Genomic DNA, 18,750 nt, shown 5'->3' with positions numbered 1-18,750 from the left:
AGCCGCTGACGATGTTGAACGTCTCGGCCTCGACCCGGAACGGATCCGGTGGGGCCGTCGACAGATCAACTGTAAAGACCTCAAGCGACGGGTCGGCCACCACGGCATTGCCGCTGGTGTCTTCAACCTCGCTCGCAAGCAACGCCACCGTATAATCGCCCTCATCGGCCAGATCCCAGGTCCCGCCTGGCGCCTCAACCGTGTAGGTTGCCGTCCGCGGAGTGCCATCGCTGCCCACATCCACGCTCACACCCGTCACCGTCAGCGGGCCACCCGGCCCGGTCACGGTGATGTCACCCACATCGATGCTGGAGACATCAACCGCCACGTTATCCGCAAAGATCACCGTGACCTGCGTGCTGGACGCCCCAACATCCCCCTGACCGATATCAGGCGCAGAAGACGATTGCACAAACGGAGCCGATGTGTCGCCAGCGCCTGAATCGAAGGTCAGGAAAATCGGCTGCGTTATTGGGCCAAGCGGAGCATTCGCATCGTCCGGATTGATAACTGATGCCACAAACGCCAGTGGCACCTCGTCTTCCCCAACGAAATCGTAATCAGCCACACCTGCGAAATCGAACATCGCCGAAATATCCTGATCCGAGCCATCCAGAACGATGTCGAATGTCTGGAACTCGACAATGTTGTTGGCCGGGAAATCCGTCGCCGCCAATGCCGCAAGCTGAGCGTCGAGTTGCGGCGCATAAGCCTGATCTTCACTGTTGCCGTTGTAGAACTCGTTCGTTTCAGGCTGGATGAACCCTTTCGCCAGGGTCACGCGCGCCACAAGCCCGGAGGGCCCGTTCAGCACAACCGTGGGGCCGCCAATTCCGTATGTCCCTGCCTCGCCCTCACCCAAACCATTAACGGTAAGGGTTGGTTCCAGCCCCGGAGTGGCTTCTGACGAAACGGTATATGAGCCAGCATTGTTCCCCGCGCTAATCAAATCACCGGTGCTTGTGGTGCCATCTGCATAGGTGACCGTCACCGTCGCACCAATCATTTCTGCACCTGAGATACCTGCAGCATCCCATCCGAACGACGACCCCGCGTCCAGTAGCGACTTCTTGGCACCAAGCAGGGAGTTCGGGTCCATATCGATCGAGAATGTGACGGTCTCTCCAGGCTCAAAACCACCGTTCAGTGCCGGGTCGAAGGTCAGGATAAGACCTTCATATCCGGAAGCTCCGCCAATGCCGACATAATTGGAAGCGTCCGGCGTTGTATCGACACCAGTACCCCCTTCCGAGTCGATGGTCAGACCCTTGAAAATGGTATCGCCGGCCTCGCCAAACGGGTCAAATACCGCGTCAGGTACAATTCCATCGGTGATGTCGAACTCAACCTGGGTAATAACCTTATCGCCGACATTAGAAATCTCGAATGAACCAACCGCAAAGGTCGATTTGTTTATATTGTCAGAGGTTTCGTTGACGCCAAAGCGCGCAGCGCCAATGGGCACGTCGACGTTTTCGACATTGATCCAGTCCCAGGACGCCGCAAAGGAATCGTCACCATCAGGCGCAGACGCCATCATGCCGACAAAGGCACCCGTCGTGTTGCCGAGATTGTCATATTGGCCTTTGACCGCAGCAACCACATCTGCAGGCAGTGCCAGAGCAGACGTCTCGACCCAATCCGTATAGGTACCATCGTCGACGTAGCGCGCACGCGCCGTCGCACTTTCGATACCCCCCGTCAGATCCAGATCAATCGCCACCTGAAAATTCGGGTCTCCGACCCCCGCGATGACCGGGGCCTCAATACCGGGAATTTCGACAAAGCTGGTCAGGAAGCTGTCATTGGTCTCAACAATCAGCTGAACGCCGTATTTGATCGTCCCACCTTCATCGACAACGGCGATGGTCGCTTCGGCATAATTTGATTGGTCGCCTGGACCAACAACCAACCCGACCTTCTCTCCGCCGTCCCAGACCTTGGCTGGCGGATCGGTATTCAGCGAATAGGTGAAAATGTTCACCATTTCCGTGCTGATTGTAAGATGCGTCGCATCAGGGGCACCAAAGCCAATGCCTAAAACATCCTGTTGCGTATTTGCCGTACCTTCAGCCGTCCCGTCATGTGCAACATCAAGGCTGACGAAACTGGAGGCGCCGCCCAGATTGAACACCCCACCGTTGAAAAGGCCCTGGGTTTCGTCCCCGCCATTGTCTGTCGCAGGCAAAACACCGTCGCGGAACGCGGCATTTATGCCGATATCACCCGCAATGCTGTTGCCTGGCGGCACCGCACCTGCCGGCGTCGAGGATGGGTTGTTGAGTTCGAACCCCCAAAGCGCCGACTGCCCTTTCGAAATCGTGACGCCTAGCCCATCGAGTGGATCACCTACATGGGTGTCCACAATGTCGTTCAACCCGTCCAAATCCAGATCGTCACCAGGGTCAATTGGATCTCCGCCTGGAATCAGGAAGCTGACCGTGTCAGCCCCATAAGTCGCCACGGCGATCAAGCCGGAGAAATCATCCACCCCATCGCCGTTATTATCGATCAGTACCGGTGAAAGCCCCTGATCTGGCAGAGCCACGAGGGCCAGAGGATTTGATCCGGTTAAAACTTCGGTATGGACGATGTTGGCACTATCTGTCCGCCCGTCGCCATCAGTGTCGACGAGCTGGGCGAAATAGAGCGTTTCGTCGAAACTGGCCGCTACAATCGTGCCTTGCAACTGACCACCGAAATAGGTCGCTGAAAATTCGGTCAGCCCATTGGTTGAATCCGGTGTTACAACCAGAGATCCGTCCACCGTTGGATCCAGAAGCTGCGATTCCGGCGAATACGGGGTCCCGTCCATGACGCTGGATCCATCATAGAAATCCAGAGGATTGTCGATGGAGCTGCCCGGGTGGCTCCAATCATAACCAGACAGAACGTCGAACAGGTCCGCAGGCAGACCGGTGGTCGACGTGACATCCACCCAGCTTCCCGATCCGTCCTGCTCATAAATGATCAGGAGTTTTTCCAGATAATTGCGGGCATCCGCCTCGTTGTCGAAAATCTGTATACCATTGACGATGATCGGGTCCGAAGATGTGGCCCCCGCATATGTACCATCGGAATTGAACGCCGCCTGGAGCGCGATTTGCGCAGCCCGGATCGGGCTGGCATGGCCGCCATAGGTTCCATAAGTGTCAGTTACGTCGCCCAAATAATGAAGTTGATCGCCAAAACCAATGCTGCCGGATTCGTTAAATTCGTTTGTCGCGTATTCCGTGGTCCAATCATCTACGATCGCGCCATCGGAGAATGAAAGCGGTTGCCCACCCCAGCCCCCGTTTGGTCCGTTGTCCCAAGTGAATACCTCGCCCGAGTTCATCACGATGACATCGTAGGGGTTCCGGTATCCCGGTGCGTAAAGCTCGACCGGATTACTCACCAGCTTGAGCTGCCCCTGATCGCTGACAAGGACATAATCCGTAATCTTGGCCTGGTTCAGGCCGTTGTTGCCACCGGCCCAGTCGGGCTGCAGTACGCCTCCAATCTCTCCGTTGTCATCCAGCGTAAAGTTGGGGTCCAGATTGAGGTCCTGAATGGATAGCGTTGTCAGGTCGATATTGGGGCGTGTCGGGTCGTCCAGAGTCGAAAGGTCCAGAATGAACTGATTGCCATTGGCATCAGTTCTGATGTCGTAGGATTCTAGTTCGGTCAGATTGATCTTGATGATCGCACCCGACCAGGCAAAATCAATCGTGCCGGCAAAATTGTTTCCCGGCGCCCCCTTGTTGGTGATCCCGCCCACCGCAACGTACATGATGGTATCGCCTGTGACAGGATCAATCCCCAAGTCGATACCGTTATTTGCGTGGTTTTCCTCGGAACGCGGCAGGCCGCGCAACACGGCGACATTCGACAACACATCCCCAGTGTCCGGGTCCAGCGTGATCCGGTGAACTTGACCGGAATTCGTATCAAGACCGCTGTCTTCGCCAACCGCGATCCGCCAGTCCGAAGAAGAGACGTACAGTACGTCATTGCCAGCGGCATCCTTGGTCACGACCATGCCGGTGACCTGCCGCTGGTTTGTTCCGTTCAGTGCTCCGTCATCATTGAAATTCTGAGTGTCATCCGGAATGGTGTCTATCAACAATGTGCTGGTGGCAACGAACTCGTCCGCCGTGTCGGGATCAGGTCCGTCGGGCTGTCTTTCGACCTCGTAGCGATAGATGGAACCATCCTGCTGCGCGACGAACAGGGTTGGGTTCCCCGTCTTGCTGAAATCAATAGCTGTGGGGTTATTCGAAACACTCCCGGTCAACCCTACTACGCCGAACGTAATCGGTTCCGCGGCATTGGCGGCCACCAAGTTTTCTTCACCCGAACTTTCCTCAACGGCCAGTGTTGCACTCGTTTGCAACAGAGCAGGTGCAGCTTCTTGCTCCGTTTGCGACGCAGTAAGCCAGTCATCGCTTTCATCAACTAAAGCCAACTCGGCCGACACCGGCCCTGTCTCGTCACTGGTATCCTGATTTGTGAGTGGTTCCTGCTCGATGTCGCGATCCTGGTTGGGTACGCGCGGACCTCGCGAGTCAGGAGGTCCTGACTGCTCTGCGCTGAACCACTCAGTTTCCGAGAGGCGGCCAAACTCGGGCTGATACTCATCCAGCCACGTTGGCTTCCAGTCGGCCGCAGGGTTTAGAGTGACAACAAGATGCCCACTGTCGACGCTCCATTCAAAACGCGAAGGGAACTCCGGCCCAACATCCGTACCCTTATGTATTGCTGTATCCGAAGCTTGTGTGTGCTGCGATCCATCCAACGCATTGCTTTCGCCAAGCTGCGGCAGCCCCCCCACATCAACTTCTCTTTCTGGAAGGGTGAATACACCTAAACTCTGATCAGAGTTAAAAGGATTTATATACCCGTTCAACTCTGGAACTGACTGTAAAAACATACCAGTCACACTGAAGTCGAGAAGACCCCGATGACTATTAAGGCCAGAGTTTACGCCTCCAGAAGAAAATATATGCGACCTCATGGTCCTTCCCTCCCCAATTCAACACGTAACTATTCACTTGGGCGAACCGTGGCGGTGTCAGTTCTTGAAACGAAGGGTCGACACCTCTGAATAATCTGAATAATCGGCAAAACGTTTAGTGAGGTGAAATCGCCCCTTCGCTGCACGAGCAACATGCCGGAAAAGAAAATGCGAATGATGCGGCACCACAACGGACTGCATCAGGTATCTTTCCAGAATGTAGTGGGAATAGTCACTACTGGGGCGGTACCTCAGCACGACTTCTCCCGGTGCCAAGGTATCCCGTTTCTCGGATATGACTTTGGCTACACGACGGGTTCCGTCGGGATGGGTGATCACCAACTCACCCTTGCCCGCCGGGCAAGCGTCAGAAACAATCAGGTTTTCATCATCAATCAAACGAACCGGGGATGCCACCGCATCTGCCCATCGGTACGATACCATAACGCCGGATTTGGCCGCCCAGTCACGCATGGGCGTATCATTGTCCGCATTCCGCCGCAAAAGCCGCGATGTCAGTTTAGAGACGGACCTGGCCATGACACAGGCCCCCACCAGAACGATCATTTCCAACTCGCTCCGGTAGCTTACCGGCTTGATGCACATGGCGGCGTTCAGGCGACCTCTGACCGATTTTGACGTGCCATGGCTCATGAATGCCTGCGTAGGACCCAATAGACCTGGCTTGACGCTCAGGCGCGCAGAAAACCCCCGGCTACCGGGTCCAAGCAAATCTGCAATCTCGGGACGCAGCGGACGCGGGCCACAGATGTTCATGTCGCCCTTAAGCACATTCACCAGTTGCGGAAGCTCATCCAGCCGCGTTTCCCTCAAAAACCCTCCCAAAGGGGTTTCCAGTCCAGACCCGGCAGGCAGAACCTTATCCTTGGTCAGTTGGGCTGCCTTGGCAGTGTCCAGCGTTCTGAACTTGTAGATATCAAACAGTTCACCGTTTCGGCCAACCCGATTACCGCGATAAAAGATCGGACGGCTCTGTGTCATCAGCAGGGCCAGGCTGATCAGGGTGAACAGCGGCAAAACCATAAAAAGCAGCAGCCCCGCTACTGATGCATTGTAAATCCGGTGCAGGATTTCAGAACGCGGCAGGAACCCGATGGCGCGCCCTCGTGTATTCCTGGCGGCACCGTACACAACGGGTTTCTGCTGAGGTTTTGAACGTGCCGCAGCAGGTTCGGCCTGATGAATTTGGGGGTGCCCTTCCCGCTTTGTGTTCCGTATCGTTCCCGCGGTAGAATCCAAATGCCGAAAATCACTTTTCATTGGACAAACTTCCCTCGTTTAACTCGGATACTGTTTAAAAGTCGTACGTCTTCACACCGAAGGGCCGTTGCTTAAAATAATTGCAACGTCAGCAGTATTAAATTCAGACAAAAAAGCGATCAACTACAGCATCGCAGTCGACAACCCCCCGGACATTTCCATCCTCAAGCTTATCAACAATGCCTTCAAAAGCAAGAAAGCTGATGGCAAAGCGCGTTCACGCCCCCTGAATCGGAGCTGTAAGGCGAGTTTTAAGCCATTATATGAGCAATCTTATGTACTTGTGTGACTACAAAAGCCTTCTACCCGGAGTAAGAAGGCTAACTCTCTGAAAAGAGTCACTCATCCTGCCATGTCGACAGGACCGAATCGCGGCACCACCTCACGAGCCCGCTACCTGTCGCAACGTCCTCAGAGGTGTTGCGGGCTCTGCCTGGGTCGAAAAAACGGCTCGGGCAGCCCGCCCTCGATTAGCCCCTCCAGAAGACGCAGGTCCTCCTCATAGTGTTGGATAATCACGTCTTCCATTTCAGGATCCAACCGCGAAACCCCGACTGAGGCGGCATTCGCACGCTTCAGCCTCTTTGTAATTCCGAGAGACCGCAGCCCCAGAATTCTCTTGACTGGGCTCGAAATCACTTCGCGGGTTGCGCCCATACGATTGGTTGCATAGCCGAGAAGCCGCGAACGGTACCGTTTCGCCTCGTTGACCCGGGGAAAATCACGTCGGCCGTCATCATCGAGCCCCAAAAAATCAAGCGCCCGACGATACACACCACCCGTATCCGCCTGCATTTCTTCCTGAAACAGGATCAGCGTCTGTTCCCGCGGAACTTGAGACCACAAACGCTCCAACATCTCACCAAAAGCCGCGGTACGCTTATAGTCCAGCGTCATCGTTGCCCGGCATTTCTTTGGTATTTGCTCTCCCCTCGCCCGGGCATCTGAAAGATTCCACGCAGTTTTGAAATCCCTCTCATCCTCATCGAAGGCATTGAGAAGTTGCCGATGCAGCGAAGGCAGCATTTTGGCGGGGTTACGGAGCATTATCACAAACAGGGCGTCAGGGCGTTCGTTCATGATCGCTCGGATCGCCGTTTGCGAAAACAAATACCAGACAGAACCTTCCATCAACAGACGGGTATCGCGGGTCGGGGAGAAAAAGGATTTATACTGATCCTTGTCATTGGTTCGCCGCAAACCCGGCAGGTCGTCTGCGTAAAAATGCGGTTCCTTAGGTTTGCTGAAGGCGATCTGAGGGTGTTCCGATAGGTATTGGGCCAGTGCCGTGGTGCCGCATTTTGGGGCACCTATAATATATCCCTTCGGGGGAAAATTCGACTGAAAGGCACACTCGTTCACCAACATCCTAAAACCGGCCCTGAAAGCGGGCGCGTGGACGCTCCGCCATAAAACTCAAACGATCTGGCAATTCTCGATCGCATGCAACCATGCGACGCACCCTAATTGTGGCGTCCGGCACAGATCAAGGAAAATACCCGGCGGGCCATCCCGCACACCTCATAGATCAGTTACGCTCGAGTTCCTTGGTTCCGAAGAAGGGAATGGCATAAAATCTGGCAAGGGCCACACACAAAACGGTGGCAGATCCAGCCATCGGAAAAATGACCCAGAATGCTATCAGCAAGCTAATTCCGAAATACAATGCAATGCCTCCTGCAAGACATCCCATGAACATTCCGATAGCCAAATATCCAACCATTTTCACTTAGCCTTCGATATTCTGTTCCGCGTAACCCGGCCGACAAAACCTGTCGCAACAAATATTACGAGAATATGCCCATAGTTAGGCATGGCTGAACTAAATCGATAAAAATTGCCCGTTGGCTTGTACTGGTCGTTTCAACCTGCTCGTTGAAGTAAACTTAATACAATATTACGGGATGTACACCACCAATGGCTGATTTCGATCAGAACCGGCACATCAGTTGTCCCTCACCGAGAACGCCCACAGGCCACCTGATCTTGAACGGCCATTTCGTAGTGCACCGAATGCATCAGATAGGCCCAGAAGGCGGCAATCAACGCACTGGTGGAAAACAGGTAATTTTCAAGAGGACTGCAAGTGCCTCACCCCCTGATCAGCCGCGTACAGACTCCGGCACCTCTTTCGATTTGTCCGCGCTGACCTCAGGGTAGCCCTTCGAGAATTGCGCCCAAACTGCGAACGCACAGAAATATTTCCCCATGGTTCCATTTTGAAAGACGAATCATTCCTTGAGAGAATCACCAATCCAGTCAATTATTAAGAGGCATTGTGAAGTAATGAGTTGGAAGGGAGTGATTTACATGTCACAGCATGAAAGAGATAGGGCTGAAGCCCCTGAATCTCCAGAACGCCGCGAACTTCTCGCAAAAGCGGGCCGGTATGCAGGCGCAACTTCAGCGGCAGCTTTGGTTCTGCTGTCAACGACCAAAAGTGCAGATGCTGGGGGCATTTTCCGTTCTGGCGGTGGATCCACGCATTACCGATACAAACGCAAGTATTTCAACAAAAGAAGCCACCGGAAACTTAGAAAAGCCGCATACCAGCGTGGCAAAAACGGATGGCGCGGCCGAGGCCGTTGGGGTAGAAAAATCGACTGACGCCAACAAACATTGGATCTTGGCACCATCCGTTCAAGGCATTGGCTTGCACGGAGCTGATTAGATTAACGTGTATCAAAAACTTCCAGGCTAAGCCGCGGGAGCGTATTGAGGTTTGATCTTGGAACAAAATAATTGCTGCGCCAGGATGCTGTCTGGCTGTTTCAAAGCAACGAAGGGGACATAATATTTTCACTCACCTCCTGATCCCGACTGGCCCAAACCAGTTGGAATGGGTTGACGGCGAGGCCTTTCTTTTTCTCGAGGGGCGGCAGTCCCTTTCCGTTTTGAACGATGAAGCGGCTCGGGCTTGGCCACGGTTTCAGACGGGTGTGATCTGTAACGATGATACACCCCGTGAAGCTGGAATTTGCGCCCCCTCCGTGGTTACTGATCTGAGGTCTGTCGGCGCGTTAGAGCCGCTTTCAACCCGCGATGGCCCAGCTCCGGTCAAAGCGACGTTGCTGGTTGATGCCGGCATTTCCAGAGTTCTTATCGGGTTTGATGGGGCCATTCCCGATCCGGTGATGGCCGCCTTCAGGCACATGGCCGTGTCTTCCGGCACCACTTGCGACACGTATGTTCTGGTACAGCGCCGCCTGTCCGGAAAGTTCGACATCGCACTACGGGATGAACCACCGCTTCGGGTCAGTGATGAAATGCTTGTCCCGCAACTAAAACTTGCAATCACCGAGGCCATTCTCGAGTTTGCCGACGACCTGCTGCTGCATGCTGCGGTTGCAGTGCATGACAACGGACAGGCGATGCTTCTGGTTGGGGGGCCCGGCGCGGGAAAAAGCACATTGGGGGCGGCCCTCGAAACCGCAGGTTTCACCCTTGCCGGGGACGACATCGCCGTCCTCAAAAATGACGGGTCCGTTTTTGCCCTCCCCTTCCCGTCGACATTGAAAACGGGCACTTGGGAACTTTTGGGCGCCAAACAGGACGAGATATCCAAGGCAGACACGCATCTGAGGCCGGATGGTCAATATGTGAGATATCTGGCGATCGACAAAGACGCGGCGCTCATTCCGCGCCCAGTCAGCTGGATCGTATTTCTCGATCGTCTGAACGACGGGGCTCCGGCCCAGTTCCCACAACAGGTTCCCCAGACGATATCTAGCCTCATCAGCCAGGCGTGGTCAGGTAGCACCGACCTAAACACCGATGAATTCCGAGCCCTTGCCGCATGTGTGAATGGAGCGTCTTGTTTCCGGTTGCAATATTCCGATCTGACTTTGGCGGTGGAAGCCCTTCGTGATGTCTGCAACGAACCGGTCAAGGATACCTGACCCCTCTCGACCAGGAGCCGAAAATGGTTATTCCCTCCCCTTTCGAACAACTGGTCGGGTGCCTGAACGGAGAGTTCAAGGACAATCCCGATTGGTTCGAACTGATTTCGGTCGCAACCGACGAGTTCGTCACAACCGCCTTGTATCGCCGCCTCATCGTCTCTGGCGCAGCTGAGAGGACAGAACCCGAGGCACTGGCATATTTGGCAGAGCTTGAACGCGCCAACACAATACGCAATCGCCAGCTTTGGGAGCTTACATACACAGCTGTTGCGGACATGAATGCAGCAGGGGTGATCCCAACGCTCATCAAGGGGGCGAGCGAAATGGCGCAGCTTGCAGAGCCCGCAGAGTATTCGCGCCTTCTCATCGACATCGACCTGCTCGTCTCCCCGGTCGACATACCGACGGTCCAGGCCGCTTTCGCTCGGGACGGTTTCGAAGTTGTCGAAAACAGCCAGCACGATCACTCTCCGGGCAGTTACTGGCGCCCCGGGGCCGTTGCCACGATTGATTTACATAACGCTTTGCCGTCCCGCATCTCGGCGCTGCTGACCGAAGAAGATCTCAGAACGCGCCTGATCGCACACGAGCGGGACGGTATCCACTTTCTGGTTCCTGATAGCAGCTTGCGCCTTCTCATCAACATTGCCCATGACATGCTGCATCACACGACCCTTGCCAGGGGCGCGACCAGCCTGCGTTATCTGCTGAGCCTGATTGAACAAATCGAGGACCCTCGATCCAGTATTGACTGGGCATGGCTTCACAGCAAGCGGCAGGATTGGCGGTTCCGGCTGGCCTTCGACCTGCAAAGCGCAATGCTCGACCATCTGTTTGCGGTGAAAATGCCTGCTCCCTCTCCTCCGAGCCTGGCCGTGCGGCTGCTGCACTGGCGGAGGAGGCTCAAGTTCCGAAACCCACGTCTGGGCCAGATTGAATGGACGATTGTTCGCTATGGGATTGGCGCATCGCGGTTCATGGGAATAAGTGCAAGATAAAGCGCTTCAGTCGCAACTTTGCCAACCAGAATGGATCTCAAAGGCCTGTAATCAGACGGGCAGCGACCAACAAAGTCTTTGCTAAACCAGCGATTTTTCTACTACTTTATCAAAAATCATATTGAAATCTCGAAATTAGTAGGTTTTGAAAAGTTGCGTGCAACACTCAAGGACAAGAGCCCAAGCCAGGGTGATCTTAACGATGATGGCTCGCAAACGCTGAGGCGAGGCCTGGTAGCGGCCTTATTTTTTTGCCTCATCGCGACCGCACTTATTGGGGATTTCCGCATTTTGACCGAAGACGCTGCTAAATTCTTCGGAGTCATGTGCTGGACAGTTTTTTTGAGCAAGATTAGCATCGCACCCACCTTGGGAAACCTGCGACTATGACGGAAGCGCAGCATCGCAACAGCCCCGCCCCCCATCCGAAGGAGGATGTCTCGGAAAAAGCGGGGATCGATCTGTCCTCCCGGTACCTGCGGTGGTTCTGCCGCTACGGCGTTTTCATCTTGGCTGCTCTTTCTGTTATCATGACATGGGTTAAATCCGAGAGTTCCAACCGCGCAGTAATCGAGATTGCTGACCGATTTATTCTGAACAACGAGACCAGTATTCCCACGGTTATCAGCTTTTTACTCATGGTGACGGCTGCACAACTCGCCACGCTGATTTTCATTTTTCAACGGAGGCAACAAAGATCATGGCTGAACCTGTACTGGCTGCTCGCTGCCCTTGTGCTGATATTGCTGGCGTATGATGAAATCGCCCAAGTCCATGAATCCATCCCCCCTCCTGTCTTTCGCGAGGTATTCCTTCATCACGGTTGGATTTTTGCGGGGATCTCTGTTGTGTCAATCCTACTCGTTATGTTCGTCCCGTTTCTGCGGTCTCTGCCTTCGCCGCTAGCGCGGAAAATGCTGACCGCAGGGGCCATATTTCTTTTTGGGGCGGTCGTGATCGAAGGCGTCAGCGGCCTCTACAGCACCAAGATGAGCAAGGATTTCATTTACGACCTGCTTACAGTTCTAGAGGAATCCTGCGAGTTGTTCGGCATATGTTTTCTGAATATCGCGCTTTTGGACTTTATCGCGGGCCATAACCTGGTGCTCCGCTTTTCATCCATTCTTAGCGGCAAAAAACCATGAAGTCAGAATGCTGCGCGCCCGCTCTATTCTCTATGTCATTTGAGGGATATTTACTCAGCGCAATCAGCCGGCAAAACAGGTTTTGAATTTTATGTAGGATTAGGTCGGCAGGAAGATTAAATGTTTCGCACGCGAAACATTTGGATCACTTACATATCTGCCTGAAACCAGTTCTTCAGGGCCTCGGCCAGGCGGTCCGACACGCCATCCCCAACCAGTTCGATACGTCTCTGATCCGGCGCAAACCGCATTTCGACGTCCGCCGCCACGCGAACGACAATCCGCTCTCTCGGAGCAGCTGCAGACGGCCTCGGCCGAGTCCGGGCTGGCGTCGAATGACCATCCGATATGGCCGGAGAAGCGGTGCGCTCGGTGAGTGTAGACGACAAAATCTGTATCTCGGCCTCAGCGCTGTCACGAGGAGTATTTTGCAACCGTTCCTTCAGCACCTCCGAAAAACCCGGATCACGGCTCATCTCGCGTACGAGTGCCAACCCTAACTTTTCGCTGATGGCCGCAGGAAAATACAGTACCGCGTCGAAAGCCTCAACCAGAGCGATGAACGTGCCGATCTTAGAGCGTTTTGACCGCGTGGCATTTCCAAACAGCCCCTGCAAAGCGGCCTTTTGGCTGGGATACACCCCCTCTTTCATTGCCTGTACCGCGATACGGGCGCGCTCGTAATGGGAGAGGTTTACCCGGATTTCGTTTTCCTCAACCATTGCCACATACGCGTTTTGGGCGGTGCCTGGGGTGATTACCATTGCCCGCACAGTGGCGAATTTAGGGTCTGAAGTCTCTTTGTAGAGCCGCTGCAACGCTGTCAGCCGCCGCCAGCCAGAAATCAAACCATGTGTCCGCCCACCAGCAGGAGAGGGCAGGGTGACCACCTCAATCGGCATCTGCTGACCACGAGCCCGCAAACTTTCCACCAGTGCGGTCATTTCCTCCTCGTTCTGCTCCAGTCGGTCGCGTACCAGATGCCGGTCGTCGATCACATCCAGCGCCAGCAACTCGATCATCCGCCCTTCATTGCGGGCGGATTGCAGGGCCTGGGCCACTTCTTCCAACGCTGCCGTGGCAGCAGCTTCGCCGGCCACCTGTGCAATCGGGGCGGAGCCACTCCCCATGGGCACGGATCTGGTTTCAGGGGCTGCACTCAAATAACTTGGCTGAGCCGGTGTAAGTCGTTTGCGCTTTGCCATCTCTGCTCTCCTCACTCGTCCCTGCAGGGGATCATTCAGCTGCCTGCTGCTCGGCCAGCTCTGCCCGACGCCATACGCCCAGCAAAAGCCGTTTGAAGGCCGCGTAGGTGGCGTCAAAGGCCTCACGCCCCCGGGCATAGGTCTCGCGGTTGAAATCGCGATAATCGGCTTCGTAGATGCCGTTGACCTGCTCACCTGCCTGACCGATCAGCGCGGTGAAATCCTGTCTGTGTGGCGACAGCGTTTCACCCAGATAGGCCTGCATCAGAGCCGCTAATTCCCCCTGCTGTGCCCCGTCATACCGGGTAATCACCGCACGCACCGCGTCCCATTCGAATGCCATCTCGGGGCGGCCAAGGGCGCGGGCGGCAACATTTTCGCCCTCTTCAATGCTGACAAAGGTGGAATGCAGCATGTCAAAGAACCGGCCGGTGGAGTCAAACTCCAGAAAAGACGCTCCCATCGGTACCAGTAGGATATCCGCCGCCGCCAACCCGTTGATGGTCAGATAACCAAGGGCAGGGGGGGTGTCGATGAAGACCAGATCATAGTCGTCCAGTACCCCGTCCATCTCAAGCCGGTCCGTCAGCGCATCCCACAGCTTCCACCCACGGGCCTGCATACGCCAGACCGGAATCTGAAATTCCGCCCAATACAGGTTCAACTGGGCCCCGATCAGATCGATATTGGGCCAGTGTGTTTTCTGGATCACGTCGCCCACAGTCATGTCCAGCGCAGTGCTCAGCGCTTCGTCCAGAGGCTGAGGAGGGTCGCCCCGGTCCAGACGACGCTGATTTTCGAGACGCAGATATTCCGCGTAATGGCGTGCCAGCAGCGGAAAGGCGGTTTGCCATTCATCTTCGACCTGTCCCCCGAAAATCGAGGTCATTGATCCCTGACTGTCGAGGTCAATCACCAATACCCTGTAGCCGTCCAGGGCGGCGGACATGGCCAGATGTGCCGCTGTCGAAGTCTTACCGACCCCGCCCTTGAAATTGGCCACCGCCACTATTTTGGCGGGCAATCCGGCGGGGCGATAGGGCAGGTAGTTTTTAGCCTTCGATCCCTGTGCCCCGAAAAAAGCCCGCAGCCGCAGCACCTCATCCAGGGTGAACCATTTGGCACCGCCTTCAGATTCTGACTGGCCTTGTGGCAAATCTGGATTCTGTTTCAGAACACGGCGAAAATGGGCTTGGGCTACTGGGATCAGATAGCGGGTGATCTCCCAGGTAGAGAATAGGCGCAGCGACTTGCGGCCCTGTTCATCCATACCCCGGCTGGCCAGATCAGAGCGGCCTTGGCCACAGGCCTGAGCAATGGTGGCAAAGCCTTCGGAGCCTGTGGGTAAGTCCAGATCGGATAATGCTGCATCAGGGTCGATATTGAAATACGGGGGAAGGGGGGTGCCGTCCTTTGCCATGATATATACCGCTCGATGTGCTGTGTTTTCCCTATGATACCGAAAAACAGGGCATATGGAAGATAAATGGTCACATGGGCGATTTTTCTTAGCAAAATAAGGGGATGGTGGTGCCAATATAGCGCAAGAATTTGGGGTTGGTGTTTTTTTATAGTGTTAGATTTGTGTTATTTATTAGTTACGGGGATTTCTAGATTGATAGTAAGTCAATGAAATAAGTGCTTTGGAGTATTAACAGGGACCATATCCGATTCTGAAACCCCGATAGACTGACTCTAAACCCCCGATCATGTGACTCCGAACCCCCGATGAAAACCCGTTGTGCGGGTATGTGGATAACTCTAGGGTTGGTGTCACTAAAACCACGAAAAAAACGAGTCGGATACCGACCGGAATTCAGAGCCCTGAAAACAGGGCGATAGGACAAATGAGCCATGGGCAGGGCAGTGACAGAGACGGGCGGGGGGCTTCTTCCGGACCGCAGGCAGCAGGGCGACTTTTTCGTCTGTGATGTGTTTGACGCGATCCCCAAGGACGATCTGGCCAGTATGGAGCATCCGCTCTTTTCGCTGGCGACCCGTCCGGATCGCCGGATACTCGAGTATGAACATAACGGGGTGCAGATCACCGTTACGCCGTCGGTCAAGGGGCTGGCGACGATCCATGACAAGGACATCCTGATCTTTTGCATCAGTCAGCTGATGGCGGCGATTAACGCCGGGCGGCAGGTCAGCCGGACGCTGCACCTGAAGGCGCATGATCTGCTGGTGGCGACAAATCGTGAGACCAGCGGAGACGCCTATCGGCGGCTCCGCGAGGCGTTCGAGCGGCTGGCAGGCACCCGTATCACCACCAATATAGTCACCGGCGAAGAAGAGACCACTACCGGCTTTGGCCTGATCGAACGCTGGGAGATCGTGCGCCATACCCGCGGCGGGCGAATGGTCAGCGTGGCGGTGACTCTTTCCGACTGGCTCTATCGTGCGGTGCTGTCGAAATCGGTACTGACGCTCAGCCGGGATTACTTCCGTCTGCGCAAACCGCTGGAGCGGCGCATCTACGAGCTGGTGCGCAAACATTGCGGACGGCAGCCGGGGTGGACCGTGTCGGTTGAGACGCTGCTGAAGAAATCCGGTTCGGCCTCGCCCCGCCGGGTGTTCCGCAAGATGCTGCGCGACATGATCGAGGCCGACCACCTACCCGACTACGAAATGCGCGAGGAACCGGGCGACCTGATCCGCTTTACACCCCGCAGCGGCCTGATCGAGCCCGGCACACCGCCGCCGGCGTTGAAACCCGAAACGCTAGAGCAGGCGCGCGGCCTGATGCCGGGTGTGGATGTCTATGGGCTCGAAGCGGAATGGCGCGGGGTCTGGGCCCGCTCGGGGGGGCCGCGCCTCAGGAAACCGGACGCGGCTTTTCTGGGCTGGGTGCGCAAGCGTGCGGCAGCGCAGTGATGCGGGCGCGCCGTCAGGTCAGACCGATCTCTTTCACAAGGTGCCGGAAATAGTCGATGGTCCTTTTCAGCCCGTCCTCCAGCGCGACTGTGGGTTCCCAGTCCAGCTTTTCTTTCGCTTGGGAAATGTCTGGCCGACGCTGGAGCGGATCATCCTGCGGCAGCGGCTGGTACACGATCTTCGAATGTGACTTGGTCAGTTCCAGTACCTTTTCGGCCAGTTCCAGCATGGTGAACTCACCGGGGTTGCCCAAGTTAATCGGTCCGGTGACGTCCGGGCCGCTGTCCATCATGCGCAGGAAACCTTCGACCAGATCTTCCACGTAGCAAAACGACCGCGTCTGCGAGCCATCGCCGAAAATGGTGATGTCCTGGCCGGTCAGGGCCTGAACGATGAAATTCGAAACCACCCGCCCGTCGGCGTGATGCATGCGCGGCCCGTAGGTGTTGAAAATCCGCACCACCTTGATGTCAAGATTGTGCTGGCGGTGATAGTCGAAGAACAGGGTCTCAGCGCAACGCTTACCTTCATCATAGCACGAGCGCGGCCCGATCGGATTGACATTGCCCCAATAGTCCTCGGTCTGCGGGTGCACATTCGGGTTGCCGTAAACTTCAGAGGTCGATGCCTGCAGGATCGGGCATTGCAGGCGCTTGGCCAGCCCCAGCATATTAATCGCGCCGTGAACGCTGGTTTTGGTCGTTTGTACTGGATCGTGCTGGTAATGGATCGGGCTGGCAGGACAGGCCAGATTGAAGATCTGATCCACCTCAATATAAAGGGGGAATGTCACGTCATGGCGCAGGAATTCGAACCGTGGATGGTTGTGGAGATGGTCGATATTCCGCTTGGTGCCGGTAAACAGATTGTCCAGGCAAAGGACTTCGTGTTTCCGTTCAAGCAGGCGGTCAACGAGGTGAGAACCCAGAAATCCGGCACCGCCGGTAACCAGAATACGTTTCCGGCTGTCATAGGAGCGTGTCATAAAATACCTCAAATTTATTATTTTAAAAAAGACAGATTTTGCACTCTATAGCAAGCGGCTGCGCATTCCCGGGGCGGGGTCAGAACTGATTAAGCGCCTTGTCAGAAATGGTTTTCAACCATTTTGACGTTGATCCAAGCTGGGTGGTTGCACCGCAACAGCCATCATATTTTGGCAACCTTACATGACGATACCAACCCGCCATGCTGAGGAAATGCGGAAAACTTTATACCTGCGCGGCAGAGCGGGTGCTTTCCGTTGCAGATTTTGGAAAGGGCGCTTTTGGGGGCTTGTGGGGTATTAGAAATTGACGTCTTGGTATTTGACTCTGTCCCTGTTAATCAAATGACCAAAAGAGACAAAAAGCAGATCAATAAAAACAAGCCGTTATGACCGCTCAAACCGCACCAGTTCAATTGGGACAAAAACCGCCCCCCCAGATAAGGCGGGCGGTGATCTATGCGCGTGTTTCAACCTCGGACCAATCCTGTGAACGGCAGATCACCGATTTGACGGATTTTGCCGGTCGGGCCGGGTATGAGGTGATCGGCATTCATAAAGAGACCATCTCGGGCACCAAAACCAATCGCCATGCCCGCAACCAGGTCATGGCCCTCGCACAGGCTCGCAAAATTGAGGCAGTTCTGGTTACCGAACTCAGCCGGTGGGGCCGGTCCACCCAGGATCTCTTGGATACACTGAACCAGCTGGCGGGCTGGAACGTCTCAGTCGTCGCCATGAGTGGCATGACTTTTGAACTCGACAGCCCCCATGGCCGGATGATGGCCACCATGCTTGCAGGCATCGCCCAGTTCGAACGCGACCTCATGAGCGAGCGCATCAAATCCGGCCTGGCCGCTGCCAAAGCACGCGGCAAGAAGCTTGGTCGCCAACCCGGCCAACGGCCAAAGTCGGACCGTCTTGCTCCTGAGGTAATAGCATTGATCGAGCAGGGCCGTTCATACCGGTGGATCGCCCGTGACCTCGGGATCTCCAAGAATACCGTGCTGGCTATTGCAAAGCGCGAAGGTGTTGCCCGCGGAAAATCCGGGACTTAATGAATATCTGGTCGGAGAAGCTCCATAAAACTTTTGGGCTGAAATCTTGCCCATATGATCTTTTCTACGAGTTTAAATTTGCCCGCACTTGGAACTTGGCGACCAAAATGGCGTGAACAAACCGATCAGATATTTTTTCAGGCACATGGTCGTGCAAGCTCCATTGCTAATACTGTGTTTGGCAACGCAAAGGAGTACACTCCCTTACCAGAAGTTGGTGTGCCAGCGATGGCTCTGGTGGTGGGAGAACGAAAAAGACAGTAGTGTTGGAAGATTAGCTCAAGGTCGATCTTTAAGTGTATT

At 55.1% G+C, this 18,750-nt stretch carries 12 protein-coding genes; 6 read left to right on the top strand and 6 right to left on the bottom strand.

What is annotated here, in order from left to right; genetic code table 11:
- From GOW93_RS19990 to GOW93_RS19980, 3 genes are all read right to left on the bottom strand, one after another.
- Positions 1-4,813, bottom strand: a 4,813-nt coding sequence (locus GOW93_RS19990; RefSeq protein ID WP_170388031.1) for an Ig-like domain-containing protein, incomplete at its 3' end; no start/stop codon positions are given.
- A 240-nt stretch (positions 4,814-5,053) separates the two neighbouring features.
- Positions 5,054-6,277, bottom strand: a complete 1,224-nt coding sequence (locus GOW93_RS19985; RefSeq protein ID WP_170388029.1) for a sugar transferase — start codon at positions 6,275-6,277, stop codon at positions 5,054-5,056.
- Positions 6,278-6,688: 411 nt separating this feature from the next.
- The gene (locus GOW93_RS19980; protein WP_170388027.1) at positions 6,689-7,645 is read right to left on the bottom strand and encodes a sulfotransferase family protein; all 957 of its coding nucleotides are present in this window, start codon (positions 7,643-7,645) and stop codon (positions 6,689-6,691) included.
- 952 nt (positions 7,646-8,597) lie between these two features.
- Between GOW93_RS19980 and GOW93_RS19975 the strand changes: the two genes are divergently transcribed.
- The 4 genes from GOW93_RS19975 to GOW93_RS19960 all read left to right on the top strand — a co-directional run bounded on the left by GOW93_RS19975 (position 8,598) and on the right by GOW93_RS19960 (position 12,322).
- Positions 8,598-8,948 (top strand): hypothetical protein, encoded by a 351-nt coding sequence (locus tag GOW93_RS19975; protein ID WP_170388026.1) that lies wholly within the window; start codon positions 8,598-8,600, stop codon positions 8,946-8,948.
- Positions 8,949-9,267: 319 nt separating this feature from the next.
- Positions 9,268-10,176, top strand: coding sequence for a hypothetical protein (locus tag GOW93_RS19970; RefSeq protein WP_170388024.1), 909 nt, complete (start codon positions 9,268-9,270; stop codon positions 10,174-10,176).
- A 23-nt stretch (positions 10,177-10,199) separates the two neighbouring features.
- A complete protein-coding gene (locus GOW93_RS19965; protein WP_170388022.1) occupies positions 10,200-11,177 on the top strand; it encodes a nucleotidyltransferase family protein in 978 nt (325 codons plus the stop codon).
- Positions 11,178-11,563: 386 nt separating this feature from the next.
- Complete coding sequence (locus GOW93_RS19960) at positions 11,564-12,322, top strand: hypothetical protein (protein WP_170388020.1); 759 nt, start codon at positions 11,564-11,566, stop codon at positions 12,320-12,322.
- Positions 12,323-12,471: 149 nt separating this feature from the next.
- On the opposite strand, the gene GOW93_RS19955 is transcribed toward GOW93_RS19960, so the two are convergent.
- Together GOW93_RS19955 and GOW93_RS19950 are read right to left on the bottom strand one after the other, a co-directional pair.
- Positions 12,472-13,527, bottom strand: a complete 1,056-nt coding sequence (locus GOW93_RS19955; protein ID WP_170388018.1) for a ParB/RepB/Spo0J family partition protein — start codon at positions 13,525-13,527, stop codon at positions 12,472-12,474.
- A gap of 31 nt (positions 13,528-13,558) precedes the next feature.
- The gene (locus tag GOW93_RS19950) at positions 13,559-14,947 is read right to left on the bottom strand and encodes an AAA family ATPase (protein WP_170388016.1); all 1,389 of its coding nucleotides are present in this window, start codon (positions 14,945-14,947) and stop codon (positions 13,559-13,561) included.
- A 434-nt stretch (positions 14,948-15,381) separates the two neighbouring features.
- Between GOW93_RS19950 and GOW93_RS19945 the strand changes: the two genes are divergently transcribed.
- Positions 15,382-16,404, top strand: a complete 1,023-nt coding sequence (locus GOW93_RS19945) for a replication initiator protein A (protein WP_170388014.1) — start codon at positions 15,382-15,384, stop codon at positions 16,402-16,404.
- A gap of 13 nt (positions 16,405-16,417) precedes the next feature.
- Here GOW93_RS19945 and GOW93_RS19940 read toward each other — a convergent pair whose 3' ends face one another.
- Complete coding sequence (locus GOW93_RS19940; protein ID WP_170388012.1) at positions 16,418-17,389, bottom strand: UDP-glucuronic acid decarboxylase family protein; 972 nt, start codon at positions 17,387-17,389, stop codon at positions 16,418-16,420.
- 389 nt (positions 17,390-17,778) lie between these two features.
- Here GOW93_RS19940 and GOW93_RS19935 point away from each other — a divergent pair, with 389 nt between their 5' ends.
- Positions 17,779-18,447 carry a recombinase family protein gene (locus GOW93_RS19935; RefSeq protein ID WP_170388010.1) on the top strand — a complete coding sequence of 223 codons (669 nt, stop codon included), beginning with the start codon at positions 17,779-17,781 and terminating at the stop codon, positions 18,445-18,447.
- The last annotated feature ends 303 nt before the right edge of the window (positions 18,448-18,750 follow it).

The sequence above is a fragment of the Ruegeria atlantica genome, from assembly GCF_013032455.1.
Classification (GTDB): Bacteria; Pseudomonadota; Alphaproteobacteria; order Rhodobacterales; family Rhodobacteraceae; genus Ruegeria; species Ruegeria atlantica_B.
This window is presented reverse-complemented; position numbering and strand designations above follow the sequence as displayed.